15 protein-coding genes and 2 pseudogenes are annotated in these 16415 nt (G+C 70.7%); 6 read left to right on the plus strand and 11 right to left on the minus strand.

Annotation, left to right across the window (positions count from 1 at the left end; translation table 11 throughout):
- Window positions 1-190: 190 nt before the first annotated feature.
- Both OOK31_RS35725 and OOK31_RS35730 read right to left on the minus strand, forming a co-directional pair.
- Window positions 191-1069 carry a GNAT family N-acetyltransferase gene (locus OOK31_RS35725; RefSeq protein ID WP_267091592.1) on the minus strand — a complete coding sequence of 293 codons (879 nt, stop codon included), beginning with the start codon at window positions 1067-1069 and terminating at the stop codon, window positions 191-193.
- Between the two features lie 205 nt (window positions 1070-1274).
- Window positions 1275-1505, minus strand: a pseudogene (locus OOK31_RS35730) (transposase); the annotation flags it as partial.
- A gap of 314 nt (window positions 1506-1819) precedes the next feature.
- Between OOK31_RS35730 and OOK31_RS35735 the strand changes: the two are divergent.
- Together OOK31_RS35735 and OOK31_RS35740 are read left to right on the plus strand one after the other, a co-directional pair.
- Window positions 1820-2572: a HEAT repeat domain-containing protein gene (locus OOK31_RS35735; protein ID WP_267091593.1), complete on the plus strand. Its 753-nt coding sequence runs from the start codon at window positions 1820-1822 to the stop codon at window positions 2570-2572.
- Entirely contained in the window at window positions 2566-3591 is a 1026-nt protein-coding gene (locus OOK31_RS35740; RefSeq protein WP_267091594.1) for a MerR family transcriptional regulator, read from the plus strand. The genes OOK31_RS35735 and OOK31_RS35740 overlap by 7 nt, the downstream gene beginning before the upstream one ends.
- Before the next feature lie 181 nt (window positions 3592-3772).
- On the opposite strand, the pseudogene OOK31_RS35745 reads toward OOK31_RS35740, so the two are convergent.
- The 7 genes and pseudogenes from OOK31_RS35745 to OOK31_RS35775 all read right to left on the minus strand — a co-directional run.
- Window positions 3773-4039: pseudogene (locus OOK31_RS35745) on the minus strand (aldo/keto reductase); the annotation flags it as partial.
- A 253-nt stretch (window positions 4040-4292) separates the two neighbouring features.
- On the minus strand, window positions 4293-5150 hold the full coding sequence (locus OOK31_RS35750; protein WP_267091595.1) for a PEP/pyruvate-binding domain-containing protein: 858 nt from the start codon (window positions 5148-5150) through the stop codon (window positions 4293-4295).
- Window positions 5147-6853, minus strand: coding sequence for a PEP-utilizing enzyme (locus OOK31_RS35755; RefSeq protein ID WP_267091596.1), 1707 nt, complete (start codon window positions 6851-6853; stop codon window positions 5147-5149). Before OOK31_RS35755 ends, OOK31_RS35750 begins: the two co-directional genes overlap by 4 nt.
- A gap of 29 nt (window positions 6854-6882) precedes the next feature.
- Entirely contained in the window at window positions 6883-7506 is a 624-nt protein-coding gene (locus OOK31_RS35760; protein WP_267091597.1) for a TetR/AcrR family transcriptional regulator, read from the minus strand.
- A 160-nt stretch (window positions 7507-7666) separates the two neighbouring features.
- Window positions 7667-8107 (minus strand): hypothetical protein, encoded by a 441-nt coding sequence (locus tag OOK31_RS35765; protein WP_267091598.1) that lies wholly within the window; start codon window positions 8105-8107, stop codon window positions 7667-7669.
- 75 nt (window positions 8108-8182) lie between these two features.
- On the minus strand, window positions 8183-8836 hold the full coding sequence (locus tag OOK31_RS35770; RefSeq protein ID WP_267091599.1) for a response regulator transcription factor: 654 nt from the start codon (window positions 8834-8836) through the stop codon (window positions 8183-8185).
- The gene (locus OOK31_RS35775) at window positions 8833-10026 is read right to left on the minus strand and encodes a sensor histidine kinase (protein WP_267091600.1); all 1194 of its coding nucleotides are present in this window, start codon (window positions 10024-10026) and stop codon (window positions 8833-8835) included. Before OOK31_RS35775 ends, OOK31_RS35770 begins: the two co-directional genes overlap by 4 nt.
- Before the next feature lie 199 nt (window positions 10027-10225).
- Here OOK31_RS35775 and OOK31_RS35780 point away from each other — a divergent pair, with 199 nt between their 5' ends.
- The gene (locus OOK31_RS35780) at window positions 10226-11131 is read left to right on the plus strand and encodes an SDR family NAD(P)-dependent oxidoreductase (protein WP_267091601.1); all 906 of its coding nucleotides are present in this window, start codon (window positions 10226-10228) and stop codon (window positions 11129-11131) included.
- A gap of 58 nt (window positions 11132-11189) precedes the next feature.
- On the opposite strand, the gene OOK31_RS35785 is transcribed toward OOK31_RS35780, so the two are convergent.
- Window positions 11190-12134: a LysR family transcriptional regulator gene (locus OOK31_RS35785; protein WP_267091602.1), complete on the minus strand. Its 945-nt coding sequence runs from the start codon at window positions 12132-12134 to the stop codon at window positions 11190-11192.
- Between the two features lie 122 nt (window positions 12135-12256).
- Here OOK31_RS35785 and OOK31_RS35790 point away from each other — a divergent pair, with 122 nt between their 5' ends.
- Window positions 12257-13069 (plus strand): inositol monophosphatase family protein, encoded by an 813-nt coding sequence (locus tag OOK31_RS35790; RefSeq protein ID WP_267091603.1) that lies wholly within the window; start codon window positions 12257-12259, stop codon window positions 13067-13069.
- Window positions 13070-13119: 50 nt separating this feature from the next.
- Window positions 13120-13764 (plus strand): NADPH-dependent F420 reductase, encoded by a 645-nt coding sequence (locus OOK31_RS35795; protein WP_267091604.1) that lies wholly within the window; start codon window positions 13120-13122, stop codon window positions 13762-13764.
- Between the two features lie 40 nt (window positions 13765-13804).
- Here the strand turns inward: OOK31_RS35795 and ligA are convergent, their stop codons facing one another.
- A complete protein-coding gene (gene ligA / locus OOK31_RS35800; RefSeq protein ID WP_267091605.1) occupies window positions 13805-15880 on the minus strand; it encodes an NAD-dependent DNA ligase LigA in 2076 nt (691 codons plus the stop codon).
- Window positions 15881-16040: 160 nt separating this feature from the next.
- Here ligA and OOK31_RS35805 point away from each other — a divergent pair, with 160 nt between their 5' ends.
- Window positions 16041-16382, plus strand: coding sequence for a HopJ type III effector protein (locus tag OOK31_RS35805; protein ID WP_267091606.1), 342 nt, complete (start codon window positions 16041-16043; stop codon window positions 16380-16382).
- The last annotated feature ends 33 nt before the right edge of the window (window positions 16383-16415 follow it).

The following is a 16415-nucleotide window of genomic DNA, read 5'->3' on the forward strand; positions in this document are numbered from 1 at the left end:
ACGGACGACGTCCTGCAAGGGATCTCAAGAGCTTTGTCCTGCCCGAGATCGGCCAGTTACGGAAGACGTGAGACTCCTGGGAGCCCTACCAGGTGTTACTGACCTTGAAGGCGGGTTGTCGTAGGGCCTGTTGTGAAAGTGCCGACGGGCCGGACGAGGTGATGCGCAGGTCCGGCCCGTCCGCTCGTCTCTACAGGGCGAGCTGATACTGCAATGTCGTGTGCGTGGGCAGGTAGCCGAGGCTGTCGCTGATGTGTCTCATGTGCGTGTTGCTGTCGGCGGTGTCGGTCAGGAGGCCGCCGAGGGCCGGGTAGTGCCCATGGGCTTGTCGGATCGACTCGGCCTTCATCCATCGGCCGAGGCCGTGTCCGCGGTGCTCGGGCAGCACGCCGGTGCCATAGTGCTGGGCATCACCTGTGCCGCCGCCGGGCACGACCAGTTCGGTGAACCCGGCGATCGAGCCGTTGGAGGTGTCGATGGCGACGACGGTGTGCAGGTGGTCGCCGCGCTGTTCGACGGCCTTCGCCGCAGCCCGGACCCGGTCCACGTCCCAGGTCGTGGTGCCGTGGTCGGTGTCCTCCATGGGCATGTCGTCCATGGCGCGACGTGAGTCGGCGAAGGTCTGGGCGAGATCGTCGGGGACGGTTACCTTCCAGGACGCCAGCCGGTAGCCGGAATGCGGACGCTCAATGATCTCTGCCAGGGAGGGGATGTCCACATCGGCCAGGGGCAGGCGGGAGTACCTCAGGGTGAGGACCTTGCGGAAGCCGCGGGCCGGCAGGAAGTGGTCGCCGGGTGATCCGGCGCCGGCCTGCGCCACGACGCAGCGCCGGGTGTTGTCCCGGGCGGCGGCCACGGCAGTGTCGAGGAGCCGGGAGCCGACGCCCTTGCGGCGCTCCACGGGATGGACGTGGAGGGTGAGTTCGGCCAGGTGCTCTTGTCCGCCGTCGAACAGGCGCAGAAAGGCCGTCCCGACGGGGTTGGCATCGGCGTCGGACGCCAGCCATGCAAGGCGTCGGCTGTGCGCCCCGTGAGCGGGGTCGGTCAGTGGGGTGATGCGGAGCGACAAGGTGTCTCCGTCGTGAGGAGGTGGCAAAGGTCAGTACGCGGGCTCAACTGCTGGGCACTCCTGCGCATGTGCTCCACACCTCCTCGTCGACAGTGCCGGTCCGGATCAACATGGACGGCTGGGAGAACGTAGCTGGTCTATCGGTTCCTCGGCCAAGGGTTAACTGAAGGCTGGTGCGGCCGTGTGGTCACAGCCCCTCGTTGAGTTTCTTACGGTTGCGGATCTGGTCCTTCTTCTCCGGGATCGTGCACCGGATCCCACGTCGGCGCAGGTAGGCGCGGTTCTTCCGGGAGCCGTACGCCTTGTCGGCACGCACTCTGTCCGGCCGCTTGCGTGGACGCCCCAGCCCCTGCCGCGGCACCCGGATGTTCTCCAGGACCGGTTCGAACTGCGGGGAAACCCCGCGCTGCCCGGCCGTGATCACAATCGACAACCGAACCGAATAGGTACTTGGAACCGAAACCGGCGGCGTGTCCCACGCCACGTCGGGCTTCTCCTGCTCTCGACGAGAATCGTCCGGTGGTAGCTGGAGTTCCGTCGGTGTCTCGGCGAGACGGCTGAGTGCCTGGAGCTGATCCGGTGTAAGGGCAGCGAACAGTTTGCCGGGAGAAGCGGGGCTCCCGTCAGCGTGCAGCGGATTTCCCGATGCGCTGGTCACGAACTTGACCTTGACACGGTGACAAGGTTTTCACTTGGGCGCAGGAGGTGGTCCCGATCAACACGACCCACGTAACCCCGCAGAACACCCGTGTGAGCAACGCCCTGGGCGCCGAGGACTCATCGGTCCGGCTTCGGACGGCCCTGGCGGTCGGCTCGAACCCCGACCCCGTGTTCCTGGAGATGCTCGTCGGGCGGTGCGCGGTCGAGCCGGATTTCTTCGTACGAGACATGCTGTCCTGGGCGCTGACCCGCCTCCCGCCGGAGATCACCCTGCCCCGGATACGCCAGGAGCTCGACTCCGAGCGTACCCAGGCCCGCAGCCAGGCGCTGCACACACTCTCCAAGATCGGCGACAAGAGCACGTGGGCCTGGATCACCCGCGGCATGCTGCGGGACGCCGACGACGAGGTCGCGCGGACTGCGTGGCGCGTCGCGGTCGTCCTCGTGCCCGAGGACGAGGACGAGGAGAAGGACCTGGCCGACGAACTGGTTCTGCAGCTCGGCCGTGGCGACCGCGATGTGCAGCTGAGTCTGAGCCGCGCCTTGGTTGACCTCGGTGACGTGATCAAGCCCGCCCTGGAGAGGGCCTCGGCGAGTTCCGACCCGGCGGTGGCCGCGCACGCCGGTGCCACCGAGCTGCTCCGGCAGAACCCGGAGACCGGTTTCGACGTGGCCCTCGACGAGGCGAAGCGCGTGGTCGCACTCGCCCCGGAACGAGCTGCTGCTGCCGCCGCGGCTGCGTCAGCAGGCCCCGAGACCCCGGAGACCGCCGAGCCCGCGGAGACGCCCGGGCCGATGGAGGCCGCGAAGGCTGCAGAGGTCTCGGAGGAAGCGGATTGCTGATCGGTGATGTGGCCCGCCGCTCCGGGGTAAGCACCCGGATGCTCCGGCATTACGACGCCCTGGGGTTGGTGCGGCCCACGGGCCGCACCGTCGGTGGCTACCGCGAGTACTCCGCCGAGGATGTCCGCAGGATCTTCCACGTGGAGAGCCTGCGGTCCCTCGGGCTCTCGCTCAAGCAGATCGGGCGCGCTCTGGAGGACCCGGCCTTCACGCCGTCCACCCTGGTCAGCGACCTCATCCGGCGGACGGAGGACCGCCTGGCGCGGGAACAGGAGCTGCTCGAGCGGCTCCGTGCGATCGACGCGTCCGCGCCCACCGACTGGCAGGGAGTGCTGCGCATCGTCGAACTCATGCGGGAACTCAACTCGACCAGCGCCGCGCGCAGGCAGCAGGCTGTCCTGGCCCGGCCGGAGGACGTGTCGGTACCCGCCGAACTGCTGGCCGGGGCGGTCCTGACCGAATCCGACCCGCACGTCGCAGGCGCCCTGCGCTGGGCGCTCGCCCGATCGGGCGGCGACGGCGTGGCGACGCTGCACGCCGGCACGCACTCGGAGGACGCCGACATCCGGCGGCGCGCGGTGCTGGCGATCGCCGAGATGCCCGACGCTCCGGGTGCTGCCGCGGTGCTCGCGGACGCCCTCGGGGACCCGGACACGACGGTGCGCAGGCACGCTGCTCTGGCTCTGGGCAGGCAGGGCGTGGCCGCGGCCGTGCCCACACTCGTCAGCATGGTGGTGGAGGGCTCCTACGACGTGGACGCGGCGGAGGTTCTGGGAACGCTGTCCCTGGACCCCGGGTGCGCGGACCGGATCACGACCGCCCTGGTCGACGAACTGGCCGCGCCCACCGCGGACTCCGCGACGCGGATCCGCCTTGCCCAGGCGCTGGTCGAGCTCGCGGGAACCGCGGCGCAGGAGGTCCTTCGCCAATTGGCCCACGACGACGACAGCGCTGTCGCCCTCGTCGCCTCGGCCCTTGTCGGAGTCCTCAAGGAGCAGTCACTCGAAGACCAAGCTTGACGGGCATTCCTGAAAGCGCGATCTGAACGGGGTCCGGGAATCGCCGGGTGAGCGCCTGGGCCACCCGGACGCAGGCAGCGGGTCGGTGCTCATACGTCGATCTTCCAGGGCCCCTCTTGAGGGCACCCGCGGCCGGTGAGGGGCAGTGGGTGGGGCGTTCAGCTGTCCAGGCGGCGTGCTGCGTGAACAGGTCGTTCTTGCCCTCGGCGAAGCCGCCCCAGGACTGGATCTGCACCCCGTGCTCGCGCATGAGGTCCTGGTAGTCGGCGCGCTGGAAGAAGGGGTGGGTCTCGATCTGGTTGACCGCGGGGGTGATCTCGTTGTTGACGATCAGGTCGATCAGCCGGTCGGGGTAGAAGTTGGCGACACCGATGGCCTTGGCCGCGCCCTCGCGGTTGAGGGCCTCCATGGCGCGCCACTGGCCGTAGACGTCGCCGATCCGGTGTAGCCGTGGGACATGCCCATGGCGCCCAGCCCGATCCGGGAAACCTCCAGGTCACGCAGCTTGATGTACCGCATCTCGCCCTCTTCCGATCATGGTGTCGCCTGGTCTCTCACCGCGAGAGGTCGGCGTCTTCCTCATTCACCTTCGCCCGGATTACTCGGGTGTGGCAGGGCGGCGCCGGCGTCCGCCGCAACCCGCCCCAGCCCCGCCGCTTTCGGCTCTCGCCCGCGCCCTGCACATGGACGGCTCCGCGGGGTCAGTGCGGGGGTACGGCGCCGGTCATCGGGCGGCGCTGGAGGAGACGGAGACGGTCGGCGGCGAAGGCCCACTCCAGGTCCTGCGTCCCGCCGAAGACCTGCTCGCAGCGGGCGGTGAGTTCCCGCAGGCTCTCCAGCCGCGTCTCGTCGAGGCAGAGTCGGTGGACTCGGTCGGCGGGGACCGGGACCTGGCTCGTTCCGCCGGCCGGCGCGGGCTCCACGGCCAGGTCCTTCATGCCCGCCGTGCGCTCGATCACCCGGCCGTCGCGGCGGACCCGGTAGTGATCCGGTACGACCAGGCCGCTGACCACGGCTTCGCCCAGGCCCCAACTCGCCTCGATCACCAGGACGTCGGAGCCGTCGAGGGGGTCTCGGGAGAACAGGACTCCGGCGCACTCGGGTACCACCAACTCCTGTACCACCACTGCCACTCTGGGCCGGCCGGGCAGCCCGAGCCGCTCACGGTAGGCGAGCGCGGCGGCCGAGTGCGCCGAATCCCTCACCATTCGGACCGCCTCGGTCAGCCCGTCCGGACCCCGTACGTTGAGGCAGGTGAGGTGCTGTCCGGCGAAGCTCGCCGCGGCCGAGTCCTCGCCCAGCGCGGATGAACGCACCGCCAGCCCGCCGCCGCCCTGCAAGTCGGCGGTCGACAGGTGCAGGGCGGCGAGCGCCTCGTCGTCGCCTGCTGCGACGGCGTCGACGAACAGCCATTCCAGGGCGATTCCTTCCGGTACCGGTAGACCTGCCCCGGCGGCGGCCGCGAGCTGCGAGGACTTGCCGCCGTACCGGCTCGTGTCGGTGGCCAGGCGGAGCGGCACGGGGGCGGACCACGTGCTCGGCGACAGCGGACCCGTCATCGGACCACCGCCGCCTCTCCGGCCCGGCCGTCGACCCGCACCCAGGAGCCGTCGGGTATCACCGTCGTGGCATCCGTGCATCCGACGACGCCGGGGATGGCGAACTCCCGGGCGACGATGGCCGCGTGGGAGAGCGCCCCGCCGCGATCGGTGACGATCGCGCCGAGCAGTGGCAGGACGATGTTGAAGGCCGTGGTGGTCGCGCCGGTGACCAGGACGTCGCCGGGCTGGATGCGGTCGAACTCGGGCACGCCGCTGATCACCCGTGCCGTGCCCTCGTACACCCCCGGGCTCGCGCCGAGCCCGTGCACGGTCCGCCCCTCGGTCCGGGCTGCCGGGTTGGAGAACATGGCAAGGACGACGGCCCCGAGGGCGCGTTCCAGGCGTGCCGCGGCGGGCGGCAGCCAGTCGGGCGGCAGCGGGTCGCCCGGCGGTGGACCCAGCATCGGCGGCGCGTCCGCGTACCGGGCGTGGTCGCGGTAGTGCGCCCGGGCGGCGAGTTCTGCGGCGTCGGGCCCGGAGCCCGTACGGACCAGGGCGCGCAGCTCGGCGTAGCCCGCCTCGGCCAGGTGGGCGGGTGCGTGGATCCGGCCCTGCTCGGTGAGCCGTCGGCCGGCCTCCAGGATGGCGCGCCGGGTGAGGCCGATGGCCGGCAGGTCCGCGCACGACCCGCGCTCGTCGCGCAGCCGGGAGACCAACCGCGCCTCGGCGAGCAGCTCGTCGAAGCGGGAGCGGTGCGGCGCGGGTACGGCTTCGCGAAGGTCGGCCGCCGCGTCGGCGCGCTGGTCGGCGGGGGTGTCCGCCTGGGGCCTCGTCGAGGAGGAGACCGCCGAGGATATGGCCGCGAGTACGACGGCGGGCAGCTCCGCCACGCAGGGATCGCCCACGTCCTCGCCATTGACGGGGCGCCAGCCCGCCGTCTCCAGGTACTCGGCGAGGGCGGTACTCGTACGTCCGGCGACGGCCCCCAGCGCCGCCAGCAGCTCCTGGGGGCGCGTCGGGGAGGCGAGCAGCTCACTCGCCCGGGGGTCCGCTGCTACGGCGGCGGCCAGCTCGGCCAGTTCCTCCCGGTCGGCCAGCGGGTCGGGGCTCGATCCGGCCAGCGGGGCCAGGATCTCGCCGGTGGTGCGCCCGGTCCACTCCTGGCAGTGTGCGAGCAGATCGCCCATCGGCAGCAGTGCCGGCATGTTGAACAGGTGGTGCAGGTAGCCGGCTCGGCGCTGGTGCTCCCGGCACCGGTCGAGGTACGCGAGCAGACTGCCGGTATCGAGGAGACCGGGCTCGACCTGCTGCAGTTCGCGCCGCTCGCGCTGTAGCCCGGGTCTGACCTCCTCGTCCCAGCGGCGCAGGTCCTCGCGCCACAGCTTGCGCTCGAAGACGGTCGCGCTGGTCGCGAGCCTGGTGCGGATCTCGGGATGATCGGCGGCGAGGCGTTCCCAGACCTCTCTCGGCGGGTGGTGTGTGGCGTCCGGTGGGGCTCCCAGCGGCTGGGGATGGTAGTAGCAGAAACCGTTGACGAAGGCCCAGTCCAGCCGTTCGAGCAGCGACCCGTACCGGCGGAGGCTCTCTCCGAAGCCGCGGTGCATCTCCTCGATGAAGATCTCGGCGTGGAACCTGGTCACCGGGCGGGTGAAGTGGGTCGGGTCCAGGAACCAGGTACCCGGCCCCGGTGGGGCGAAAGTGCGTTCCGTGGCGATGCTCATGGCTCTCCTCCTCGCCGGTCATCTGCCGGTCATCCGCCCGGGTCGCGCAGCGGGCCGTCCGGGTCTCGCCGCAGCTCGTCCGTGAGTACCCGCACCGCCCAGGCGGCGGCCGTGCCGGCCTCCGCCCCGTCGAGCCCTGCCTGCAGCCGCATGGCCTGCCAGGCCGGGGCGCTCACCAGCAGGTACAGCACGGCGACCGCGCGGCGGCGGGCTACCGGGTCGGCCTCCGCCGTGAGCTCGGCCAGCGCCGCCTCCACCGAGTGGAACCGGTGTCTGCGGCCCTGCTCCCGCAGCGGCCGGGCCGCCTTGGAGTTCAGCATGGCGAGGATCAGTGGCGCGTGCTCGTCGTACGAGCGGTAGAGCTCCGGCGCCACGCGGCGCAGCCCGTCCAAGGTGTCCGGGTAGGACTGCATGAGCACGTGCAGATTCTCCTGGGCCCATCCGCTCCAGGCCGCGAAGAGCGCCTCCCTGGTCGGGAAGTGCCGGTAGACGGTGCGGACGGCGACGCCTGCGCGCTCCGCCACGAGCGGGATGGTCAGCTCCTGGACGCTTTCGTCGGCGATGGCCTCGGTGAGCGCGGCGAGGATCAGCTGCCGGGTCTGCTCAAGCTGCCCGGCACGCAGCGGACTCTCGTACGCGCGCTTCGCTTTCATGGCACGTCGACAGTACTTCAATTCACACTAAACTGTCAAGAAACGGTACAAATTTCCCCTTACCCCCGGTCTGTACCTTCGCACGCCAGTCGGCCAGATCTTGCGGCGTCGGATGGTCATGACCGCCATCTCGACGCGAGCGTGTGAGGGTGATCCCCGATCAGCGGCGGCCGGTGGCCAGGATGACGAGGAACTGGCCGCCACCGGCCTGGATGTCGGCGGTCACCGGCATCCCCGGTACCAGTCGGGAGAACCGGTCCACCAGCCAATCCGCCGTCTCTTGGGCGTCCTTCCTGGTCGGACAACGGCCCACCATCTCGCGGCCACCCTTGCGCTCCAGCCTCTCGGCAACGGCGATCAGCGGCGCGGGTTCGACTACGTACAGGCGCTCCGGCCAGGCGATGACCACCTTGACCGCACCCTTGCGGGTGTTGCACCCGCGGTGCGCGAGCCGCTCGGCGACCTTGGCCTTCCGGTCGGCGGTCCGGCTGTCGACACTGGGCCCCCGCGGGTCGTTCACCGACTCGTCGGGGTCGACCGGTTCGTCACACACCCAGCACTGCCAGCCGTCACGCTCGGCCACATCATCAAGGAGACTCATCCGAGCAAAGTAGCCTGCCCGGCCCGCCACCCGCGCACCAGGGCCCTGGCGCGGCGGCCTCGGAGCAGAGGCGGCTCAGTTCGGCGTGATGCCGGTGAGGACGGCGAGGACAGCGAGGCGGATGCGGTTGTCCCGGCCCGTCTTCGCCATCAGGCTGGCCACGTGCGTCTTCACCGTGGTGACCCCGAGATGCAGCCTGTCGGCGATCTCCTTGTTGGACAGGCCCACGCCGAGCAGTCCGAGGACCTCTCGCTCGCGCGGGGTGATGGCCGGCACCGGGATGTCCGTAGGGGTGTCCGAGGAGGAACGGGTGTGGAGAGCCTGGGCGACGAGGCGGTCCAGGACGTCCCGGCTGAAGGGGGCCTCTCCGTTGGCGGCCCGGCGTACGGCCTCCAGGAGTTCGGCCGGTGGGGTGTCCTTGACGAGGAAACCGCAGGCTCCGGCCGCGAGCACCGGATACAGATGGTCGTCGTCGTCGAACGTGGTGAGGGCGACGACCCGGGTGGCAGGGCGTGCCGTCACGATGCGGCGGGTGGCCGTGATGCCGTCCATGCCGGGCATTCTCAAGTCCATGAGGACGACGTCGGGAGTCAGGTGTTCCGCCAGTCGTACCGCCTCCGCGCCGTTGGCCGCCTCGCCCAGGATCTCGATGTCCTGTGCCTGCTCGAAGAGCATGCGCAGTCCCATACGGACGAGCTGCTGGTCGTCGACGACGAGGATGCGGATCACAGCTGGGGCTCCATGTGGGATGCGAAGGCGGGAAGTTCGGCCGTGAGCCGCCAGCCCTGAGTGGCGGGGCCCGCATCCAGTCGGCCGCCGAGCAGGTCCACGCGTTCACGCATGCCGATCAAGCCGTGTCCGGAAGGGCCGGAGGCCGGTGGCCGGGCCCTTCCGGCGCCGTCGTCGTGGATCGTCACGTGAACGGCGTCATCGGCCACCCGCACGGTCAGCTCGGCGTGTGCGCCGGGCCCGCCGTGTTTGGCCGCGTTGGCCAGGCCCTCCTGGGCCAGGCGGAGGACCGCGAGGCCACGTACCGCGTCGAGCCGCGCGACGCGGGGATCCACGGAAGCGGTCACGGTCAGGCCGGTCTGGCGGCTGTGTTCCACCACCGATTCCAAGGCCGTCGGCAGAGCTCCGGGCTCGACCAGGGAGCCGGTGTCGGGACCGGTCGGGTCCGGGGCTCGCAGTAGGGCGACCAGGCGCCGCAGATCGGTCAGTGCCGCGCCGGCGCTGGCGTGCAGGTCGTCGAGGACTTCGGTGATCCGCGGGTCAGTGGTGCCGGTGGCCGCGGTGACGTGCCGGGCAACACCGACGCGCAGCACCATGGAGGAGACGTGGTGGGCCACGAGGTCGTGCAACTCGCGCGCGATGGTGGTGCGCTCCGCCGCGCGGGCGGCCAGCAGCTGTTGTTCGGCGCGGAGCTCCTGCTGTTCCGCGTGTTGACGGGCATGCACCGCGGCGTCGCGGGTCACGCGTACGTACGCGCCCAGGAGCAGCGGCAGGCCTGCGACGATGCCCATCTTGTAGAGCACCGGCAGGAGTTCGCCGGGCAGGTCTTCGAAGCGGTTCACGGCGACGGCGAGTGCCAGTCCCGTCGCCCCGGCGGTGAGGCGGCGTCCGGACTGCTGCACCGCCAGCTCGAAGAGAGTGACGGCGGCCAGCACCTTCAGCGAAGGAACGATGCTCGCGCCCAGCGTGTGTGCGGCGACGAGCAGGACCGACTGCGCCAGGAGCGCACCGAACACCCATTTCCCCGCGGCCAGGCACAGCACGAGCCCGGCTGCGGCGAGGCTCCAGTCCCGTGCCCCGGACGGCCGCTGCAGCAGCAGGAAATAGCCGACCATCACGCCGGCGAGCGCCAGGATCCGCATGCCGGCGAATCTTCTGTCGAACGCGGGCTCGATCCAGGCTCTGTTCACACCCCCACGATAGGCGGACGCCCGTACGCCCGGGTCCTGCCGTGGGAGGAGGCCACCTCCTCCCACCGGCCGCGATGTCCGGCCCGTGGAGGGAGTCGGGAACCCGGGTCGGGGGGCGAGGGTGATCGTCATGGATACCAATGCGCATACGGCCACGAGTGCCAACGCAGACGCAAACGCAGACGCAGAACCCACCGCCATGGGGCGGCGGTCCCTCCTCGGTGGTGCGGCCGCTCTGGGGCTGGGGAGCGCGGCCTTCGGCACCACTGCCCACGCGGCCGGCGCCCAGTCGAGGTCCCACACCAAGACCGGCCGCTTCCAGGGAAAGTCCGTGCTCATCACGGGTGCCACATCCGGCATAGGCAGGGCGGCGGCGAAGGCGTTCGCCCTTGAGGGCGCCCATGTCGGATTCTGCGGCAGACGAGCCGAGCTGGGGCGCCAGGTGGAACGCGAGATCCGGGACGCGGGCGGCGAAGCCACGTACATCGAGGCCGATGTCCGCGTGGACGCCCAAGTCCGCGGCTTCGTGGACCGGGTCGCGAGCCGTTACGGCGGCATCGACGTCGCCTTCAACAACGCCGGCATCGGCAGCGGCAAACTGCCCCATGAGATGAGCGTCGAGGAGTGGGACGACGTCCAGGCCACCAACGCCCGGGGAGTGTTCCTCGCGATCAAGTACGAGATTCCGCACATGCTCAAGGCGCAGCGCGGCGTCATCATCTGCACCTCGTCGTCAGCGGCCGAACAGGCGCGGCCGAACAGCGCCGCGTACACCGCGAGCAAGCGGGCGGTGCAGGGCATGGTGAAGTCCGCGGCCCTCGCGTACGGACCCAAGGGAATCAGGCTCAACGCCCTGCTGCCCGGCACCACCGACACCCCCTTCGTCCGCCCGCCGGGAATCCCGGACGCGGATTGGGCGAAGTACAAGCAGGCGTGGGGACCGCTCAACGTCGACGGTCTCGAACGGATGGCCGAAGCCGAGGAGATCGCGCGCGCGGTGCTCGGGCTCGCGTCCGACGACTTCCCCTACATGACGGGTGCGTCGATCACCGTGGACGGCGGAAGCACCGCGGGCCGGAAGATGATCCAGCCGAGCCGTACGTGAGGCCGGCGCGAGTCGAACGGGCGTCAGCTGCCGCGGGTCTTCCTCCCGGGCGTATCCGTCACGGCCCGGTCCGGTGGGTGAGGGGCTGTCGAGAGGCGGTCGGTGGTGTGAACAGTGCCCGGACGGTTTCGGTGGCCAGGTCTCGCAGCCAGGTGTGGGCGCGGTCGTTGTCGTAGCGCTGGTGCCACAGCAGGTACAGGGGGACGTCGGGCAGCGGGAGCGGCGGCGGGAGTGTGGTCAGGCCGAGTTGTTCCCGGGCCGTGCGGGTGACCGCGTCGGGGAGGGTGACGACCAGGTCGGTGTCGAGGGCGAGTCGCAGGGCGAAGGCGGCGGTGGGACCGGCGGCGACGACGCGTCGTTCGAGGCCGCGTGTGGTCAGGGCGTCGTCGATCGGGTCGCGTAGGTTTCCGCGCCGCGAAACGGTGAGGTGTTCGGCGGCCGCGTAACGCTCCAGGCTCAGCGGGCCCGCGGTGAGCGGGTGGCCCGGTCGGACGGCGACGACCAGCTGGTCCTTGCCGACGAGGCGGTGGCGGATGTCGGGGAGCGTCGGAGTGGTGGAGCTGGATTCGAGGTCGACCTCACCCCGGCGCAGCTCGGCGTCGTCCGTCCCGGGTTCGGCGGACAGGCGCAGCCGGACTCCGGGGGCCTGGTGGTGGACGGCCGTGGTCAATGCGGTGCCGCATGCGGCGGTCAGGGTGTCGTGCCAGCGCACGGTGAACACCCGGTCCAGAGCCGTCAGGTCGAGTTCCTGCTGCGCGGAGAGAAGTTGGTGGGCCTGCTGCACGAGGGCGTGGACCTGGGCGCGCATGGCCAGCGCGCGGGTGGTGGGGACCATGCTGCGGCCGGTGCGGACCAGGATCTGGTCACCGGTGGCCTTGCGGATGCGGCCCAGGGAGCGGCTCATCGCCGGTGGGGTGACGTGGAGGCGTGCAGCGGCGCCGGCGACGCTCCCCTCTTCCAGCAGGGCGTCCAGGGCCGTGAGCAGGTTCAGATCCAGTTGCATGGCAGTAACTCTACGAGTGTCAAGCATGCACTTGTTGTTAATTGTTGGGCGGCCTACCTTCGAAGTGCGGGGGCGAGACGACCGCCCCGCTTCTACTTCCACCGATCCCCCAGGGGCCCGCCATGAGCACAGCCATGCCTTTCGACGCCGGTACGACGCTCCTGTCCGACGTGAGCGCTGCGGTCGAGGCCGCCGGCGTCACGCTGCGCGACCGCTACACCTCGCACGCCCGGGGCGTGAGTCTGGACGAGGTCGTGGGTGAGATCCACGCCAACGACGACGCGGTGCTGGACGTGCTGCGGGAACCACTGCTGCGGGCCCGGCCGGGGTCGCAGTGGGCCGAGGACGAGCTGGCCGGCGGCGCGCTCCCGCCCGGGGAGTGGTGGGTCGTCGACCCCGCAGAGGGCAACATCAACCACGTACACGGCATGGACGACTGGGCCGTCACCGCCACCCTGGTCCGCGACAACCAGCCGGTACTCACCGTCGTCCACCTTCCGCTGACCGGCGACACCTACACCGCGGTCGCCGGCGGCGGTGCCCGCCTGGGCGGCCGGCCCCTGAAGGTGTCCGCGAAGACCGACCTGGGCGCCGCGCTCATCGGCACCGGTCAGGCCAAGCCCGGCGAGGACGAGCGCACCTTCCGGCGGATCGGTGACTCCGTCACCGCGATGCTCGTCAACGGCCTGGTCGTGCGCGTGTCCGTTCCCGCCACGATGCAGCTCATCCACGTCGCCGCCGGACGCATGGACGCGTTCTGGCAGTTCTCCGACGTCCGCTCCGGCCTGGTCGCCGGCGCCCTGCTGGTCTCCGAGGCCGGATGCACCGTCACCGACCTGGCGGGCGAACCCTGGAACACCGGCAGCCGCGACTTCCTGGCCGCCGCCCCCGGCATCCACGGCGCCGCCCTCAAGGTCCTCTCGCCGATCGCCTGACCGGACGTCTCCACTCTTCCCCACCCCGATACCGCAAGGAGCATCACCGCATGACCAGCATCGGCATCCTGGGCGCCGGCCGCGTCGGAACCAACCTCGCCGGCAAGCTCTCCGCAGCCGGACACCATGTCACCCTCGGCGGCCGGAGCGCCGAAGGCACCACCGCCCGCACCGCCGGGCTCGGCCCGCGGATCGCCTTCGCCGACCAGCGCACCACCGCCCGCACCGCGGACATCGTGATCAACGCGACGCCCGGCGACAGCTCCCTGGAGCGCCTCACCGACCTGCGCGCCGAACTCGCCGGAAAGATCCTCATCGATGTCTCCAACGCCACCCGCGCCGACGGTGACGGCCTGCCCGGCGACCTGTGCCATCCCGGCAGCAGCCTCGCCGAGAAGCTCCAGGCCGCGCTCCCCGACACCCATGTGGTCAAGACCCTCAACACCATGCTTTTCATGGTCATGACCGCCCCCGAAACCCTTGCCACGCCACCGACCGCCTATCTCTCGGGCGACGACGAACACGCGAAGAAGACCGTCACCGGCCTGCTCGGCGACCTGGGCTGGCAGCCCGAACGGATCGAGGACCTCGGCGACATCACCACGGCCCGCGCCACCGAGGCCATGATCCTGGTCGTGCCCCACATCCTGCGCCGACACGGCTTCAAGCCCTTCGCCGTCTCCCTCGCCCGCTGACCGGCCAGGACCGGGTCCGGACCACCCGAGGGCTGGCGTCCTAGGTGGTGGGGAGGAGACCGGCGACGAGGACGGCGAATTCCTCGGGGTCGAGGATGCGGATGCCCAGTTCTTCGGCCTTGGTGCGCTTGGAGCCGGCCTTCTCGCCCGCCACCACGAGGGTGGTGCGCTTGGACACCGACGACGATGCCTTTCCGCCGGCCCGCTCGATCAGCTCGTTCATCTCGTTCCGGGACAACACCGCGAGGGGGCCGGTCATGGAGCCGGTCACCACGACGGCCTGCCCGGCCAGCGGGCCGCCCGCCGGGGCCTCGCCGTCGGTCATGTCGGTCGCTTCGGTCGCGTCGGTCGCTTCGGTCGCGGGCTTCTGCGGCTCGGTGACCTGCGTGCCGACCTGCTGGGCCTGGAGTTTGTCGAGGAGCGGGGCGAGTTCGACGAGTTCGGCCGCGATGACGCGGGCCTTCTCGGTGCCGATGCCGTCGACCCCGGCCAGCGTGTCCGCGTCGGCGGCCCGGATCGCGGCCATCGAGCCGAAGTGCGCGGCGATCCGGCGGGACATCGTGCGCCCGGTGCCTCGGACGCCGAGGGCGCAGAACACGCGGCTCAGTGCGGCCCCGCGGGCGGTCTCGATCGCGGCCAGGAGGTTGGCGGCGCTGGTCTCGCCCATCCGTTCCAGACCGAGGAGCTGCTCGCGGGTCAGCGTGAACAGGTCGGCGACGTCCTTGACCAGACCGGCCTCCACCAGCTGGACCGCGCGCGTGCCGCCGAGACCTTCGATGTCGAGCTGGTCCCGGCCGGCCGCGTAGATCACCGAGGCCACGGCCTGACAGCTCCGGCCGCGCACGCACCGCCACCGCTGCTCGGAGGTGTCGATCGCGTCGCCGCAGCGGGGGCACGCCTCGGGGAAGACGATCGGGCTCTCGGCGCCGGTGCGCTGGTCGACCAGCGGTGCCTCGACCCGGGGGATCACGTCGCCGGCCCGGTACACGAACACCTGGTCGCCGATCATGAGCCCGCGACGGGTGATGTCGGACGGATTGTGGAGCGTGGCGTAGGTGACCGTCACCCCGTCGATGACCACGGGCTCCAGGACAGCGCGCGGGGCGATGATCCCGGTTCGGCCGACGTTCCACTCCACCGCCAGCAGGCGCGTCACCTTGTGTTCGGCCGCCAGTTTCCGGGCCACCGCCCACCTCGGGGCGCGCGAGCCGTTGCCGGCCTGCCGCTGGTCCTCGGCCGTGTCGGCCTTGACGACGACTCCGTCGATCCCGAACGGCAGGTCTGCGCGCATGCCGGCGATCACGTCGATACGTTCCTGCACTTCCTCCAGGGTCTCGCACCGCATCGGGGCGACGTCCGTGGCGGCGGCCGTGTTCGCGCCGAGTGCGGCCAGCTTCTCCAGCAGAGCGACGTGGCCGAGGTCGTCCAGGCCGATCGCGCTGTAGGCGAAGAAGGTCAACTCGATCCGGTAGGGGCGGTCCTTGGCCCGCAGGGTGCCGGCCGCTCCGCTGCGCGGGTGCGCGAAGGGCGTGGCGTCGTGGGCGAGCCGGATCCGGTTGGCCTCCTCGAACTGCGCGGTCGTCAGCAGTACCTCGCCGCGCAATTCGACGTCGATCGGCTCGGTGAGTACCGGCGGCAGTCCGAGGACGGCGTCGGCGGCGTGGGTGATGTCCTCGCCGGCCAGGCCGTCGCCGCGGGTGAGGATCTGAACGAGCCGGCCACCCCGGTACCGGGCGGCCACCGCGAGGCCGTCGAGCTTCGGCTCCACACACCACCCGGACACGGGGTGCCCGAGACGCCGTTCCAGCCCTGCGGCCCACTCGGTGAGCTCGTCGGCGTCGAAGACGTTGTCGAGGGAGAGCATCGGCACCGAGTGCGGCACGTCACCCTGCACGGCCCCGCCCGCCACCTTCCCGGTCGGAGACTGGGCGAGCACCTCGTCCGGGTGGGCCTGCTCGTAGGTTGCGATGGCGCGCAGCAGCCCGTCGTACTCGTCGTCACCGAGCGGGGTGGTCCCGTCGCCGTAGTACGCGGCCGACGCCGCCACGGCGGTGGTCACGGCCTCCGCGTAGGCGGCAGGAGAGAGCAGAGCACTGTTTTCGGTCATGAAGGTCATCATCCTGCCCGGCACTGACAACGCCGCCGCCCGACCCGGATCACCCGGTCTCACATCGTGACCTGCGGTGATGCCGCTCGTTCCGGCTGGCCTTACGGGCGGTATCGTCGTCCGGTCACGGACGGCAATCGGATCGTCTGTTCAACCCTGGGGAACCACCATGACTGATCTGAACTCGCTGCGGGCAAGCCTTGCGTCCGGTGAGCACGAGTTCGCCGACACCTTGGCCTTCGTCGCCGCGCACTACGCGTATCAGCCGCAGGCGTTCCGCAACGGGGACCTGGAAAATGCCGCAGGTGAGAACGAGGGTTCCTGCAAGACGCTGGGACTGGCCCTGCTGGAAGGGCTGAGTGACCAAGAGGCGCTGCAGGCATTCGGTGAGCACTATCGCAGCGTGCTGGCGACGCCGAACGACACTGATCACAGCAACATTCGCAACCTCATGGCCCATGGCCTGGCAGGGGTGAGCTTCGCCGGGCAGCCGTTGGCCCGTAACAGCTGAAACGGTCGTGGGGTCTCCGGAGCCGAGGCACAC

Origin of the sequence: Streptomyces sp. NBC_00249 (assembly GCF_026342355.1) — a bacterium.
Classification (GTDB): Bacteria; Actinomycetota; Actinomycetes; order Streptomycetales; family Streptomycetaceae; genus Streptomyces.

Coding starts and splice junctions, on each gene's coding strand:
- OOK31_RS35785 (WP_267091602.1), bottom strand. CDS start 12,134: ATGCAACTGGATCTGAACCTGCTCACGGCCCTGGACGCCCTGCTGGAA.
- OOK31_RS35750 (WP_267091595.1), bottom strand. CDS start 5,150: ATGACGGGTCCGCTGTCGCCGAGCACGTGGTCCGCCCCCGTGCCGCTC.
- ligA (WP_267091605.1), bottom strand. CDS start 15,880: ATGACCTTCATGACCGAAAACAGTGCTCTGCTCTCTCCTGCCGCCTAC.
- OOK31_RS35780 (WP_267091601.1), top strand. CDS start 10,226: ATGGGGCGGCGGTCCCTCCTCGGTGGTGCGGCCGCTCTGGGGCTGGGG.
- OOK31_RS35805 (WP_267091606.1), top strand. CDS start 16,041: ATGACTGATCTGAACTCGCTGCGGGCAAGCCTTGCGTCCGGTGAGCAC.
- OOK31_RS35760 (WP_267091597.1), bottom strand. CDS start 7,506: ATGAAAGCGAAGCGCGCGTACGAGAGTCCGCTGCGTGCCGGGCAGCTT.
- OOK31_RS35795 (WP_267091604.1), top strand. CDS start 13,120: ATGACCAGCATCGGCATCCTGGGCGCCGGCCGCGTCGGAACCAACCTC.
- OOK31_RS35755 (WP_267091596.1), bottom strand. CDS start 6,853: ATGAGCATCGCCACGGAACGCACTTTCGCCCCACCGGGGCCGGGTACC.
- OOK31_RS35765 (WP_267091598.1), bottom strand. CDS start 8,107: ATGAGTCTCCTTGATGATGTGGCCGAGCGTGACGGCTGGCAGTGCTGG.
- OOK31_RS35790 (WP_267091603.1), top strand. CDS start 12,257: ATGAGCACAGCCATGCCTTTCGACGCCGGTACGACGCTCCTGTCCGAC.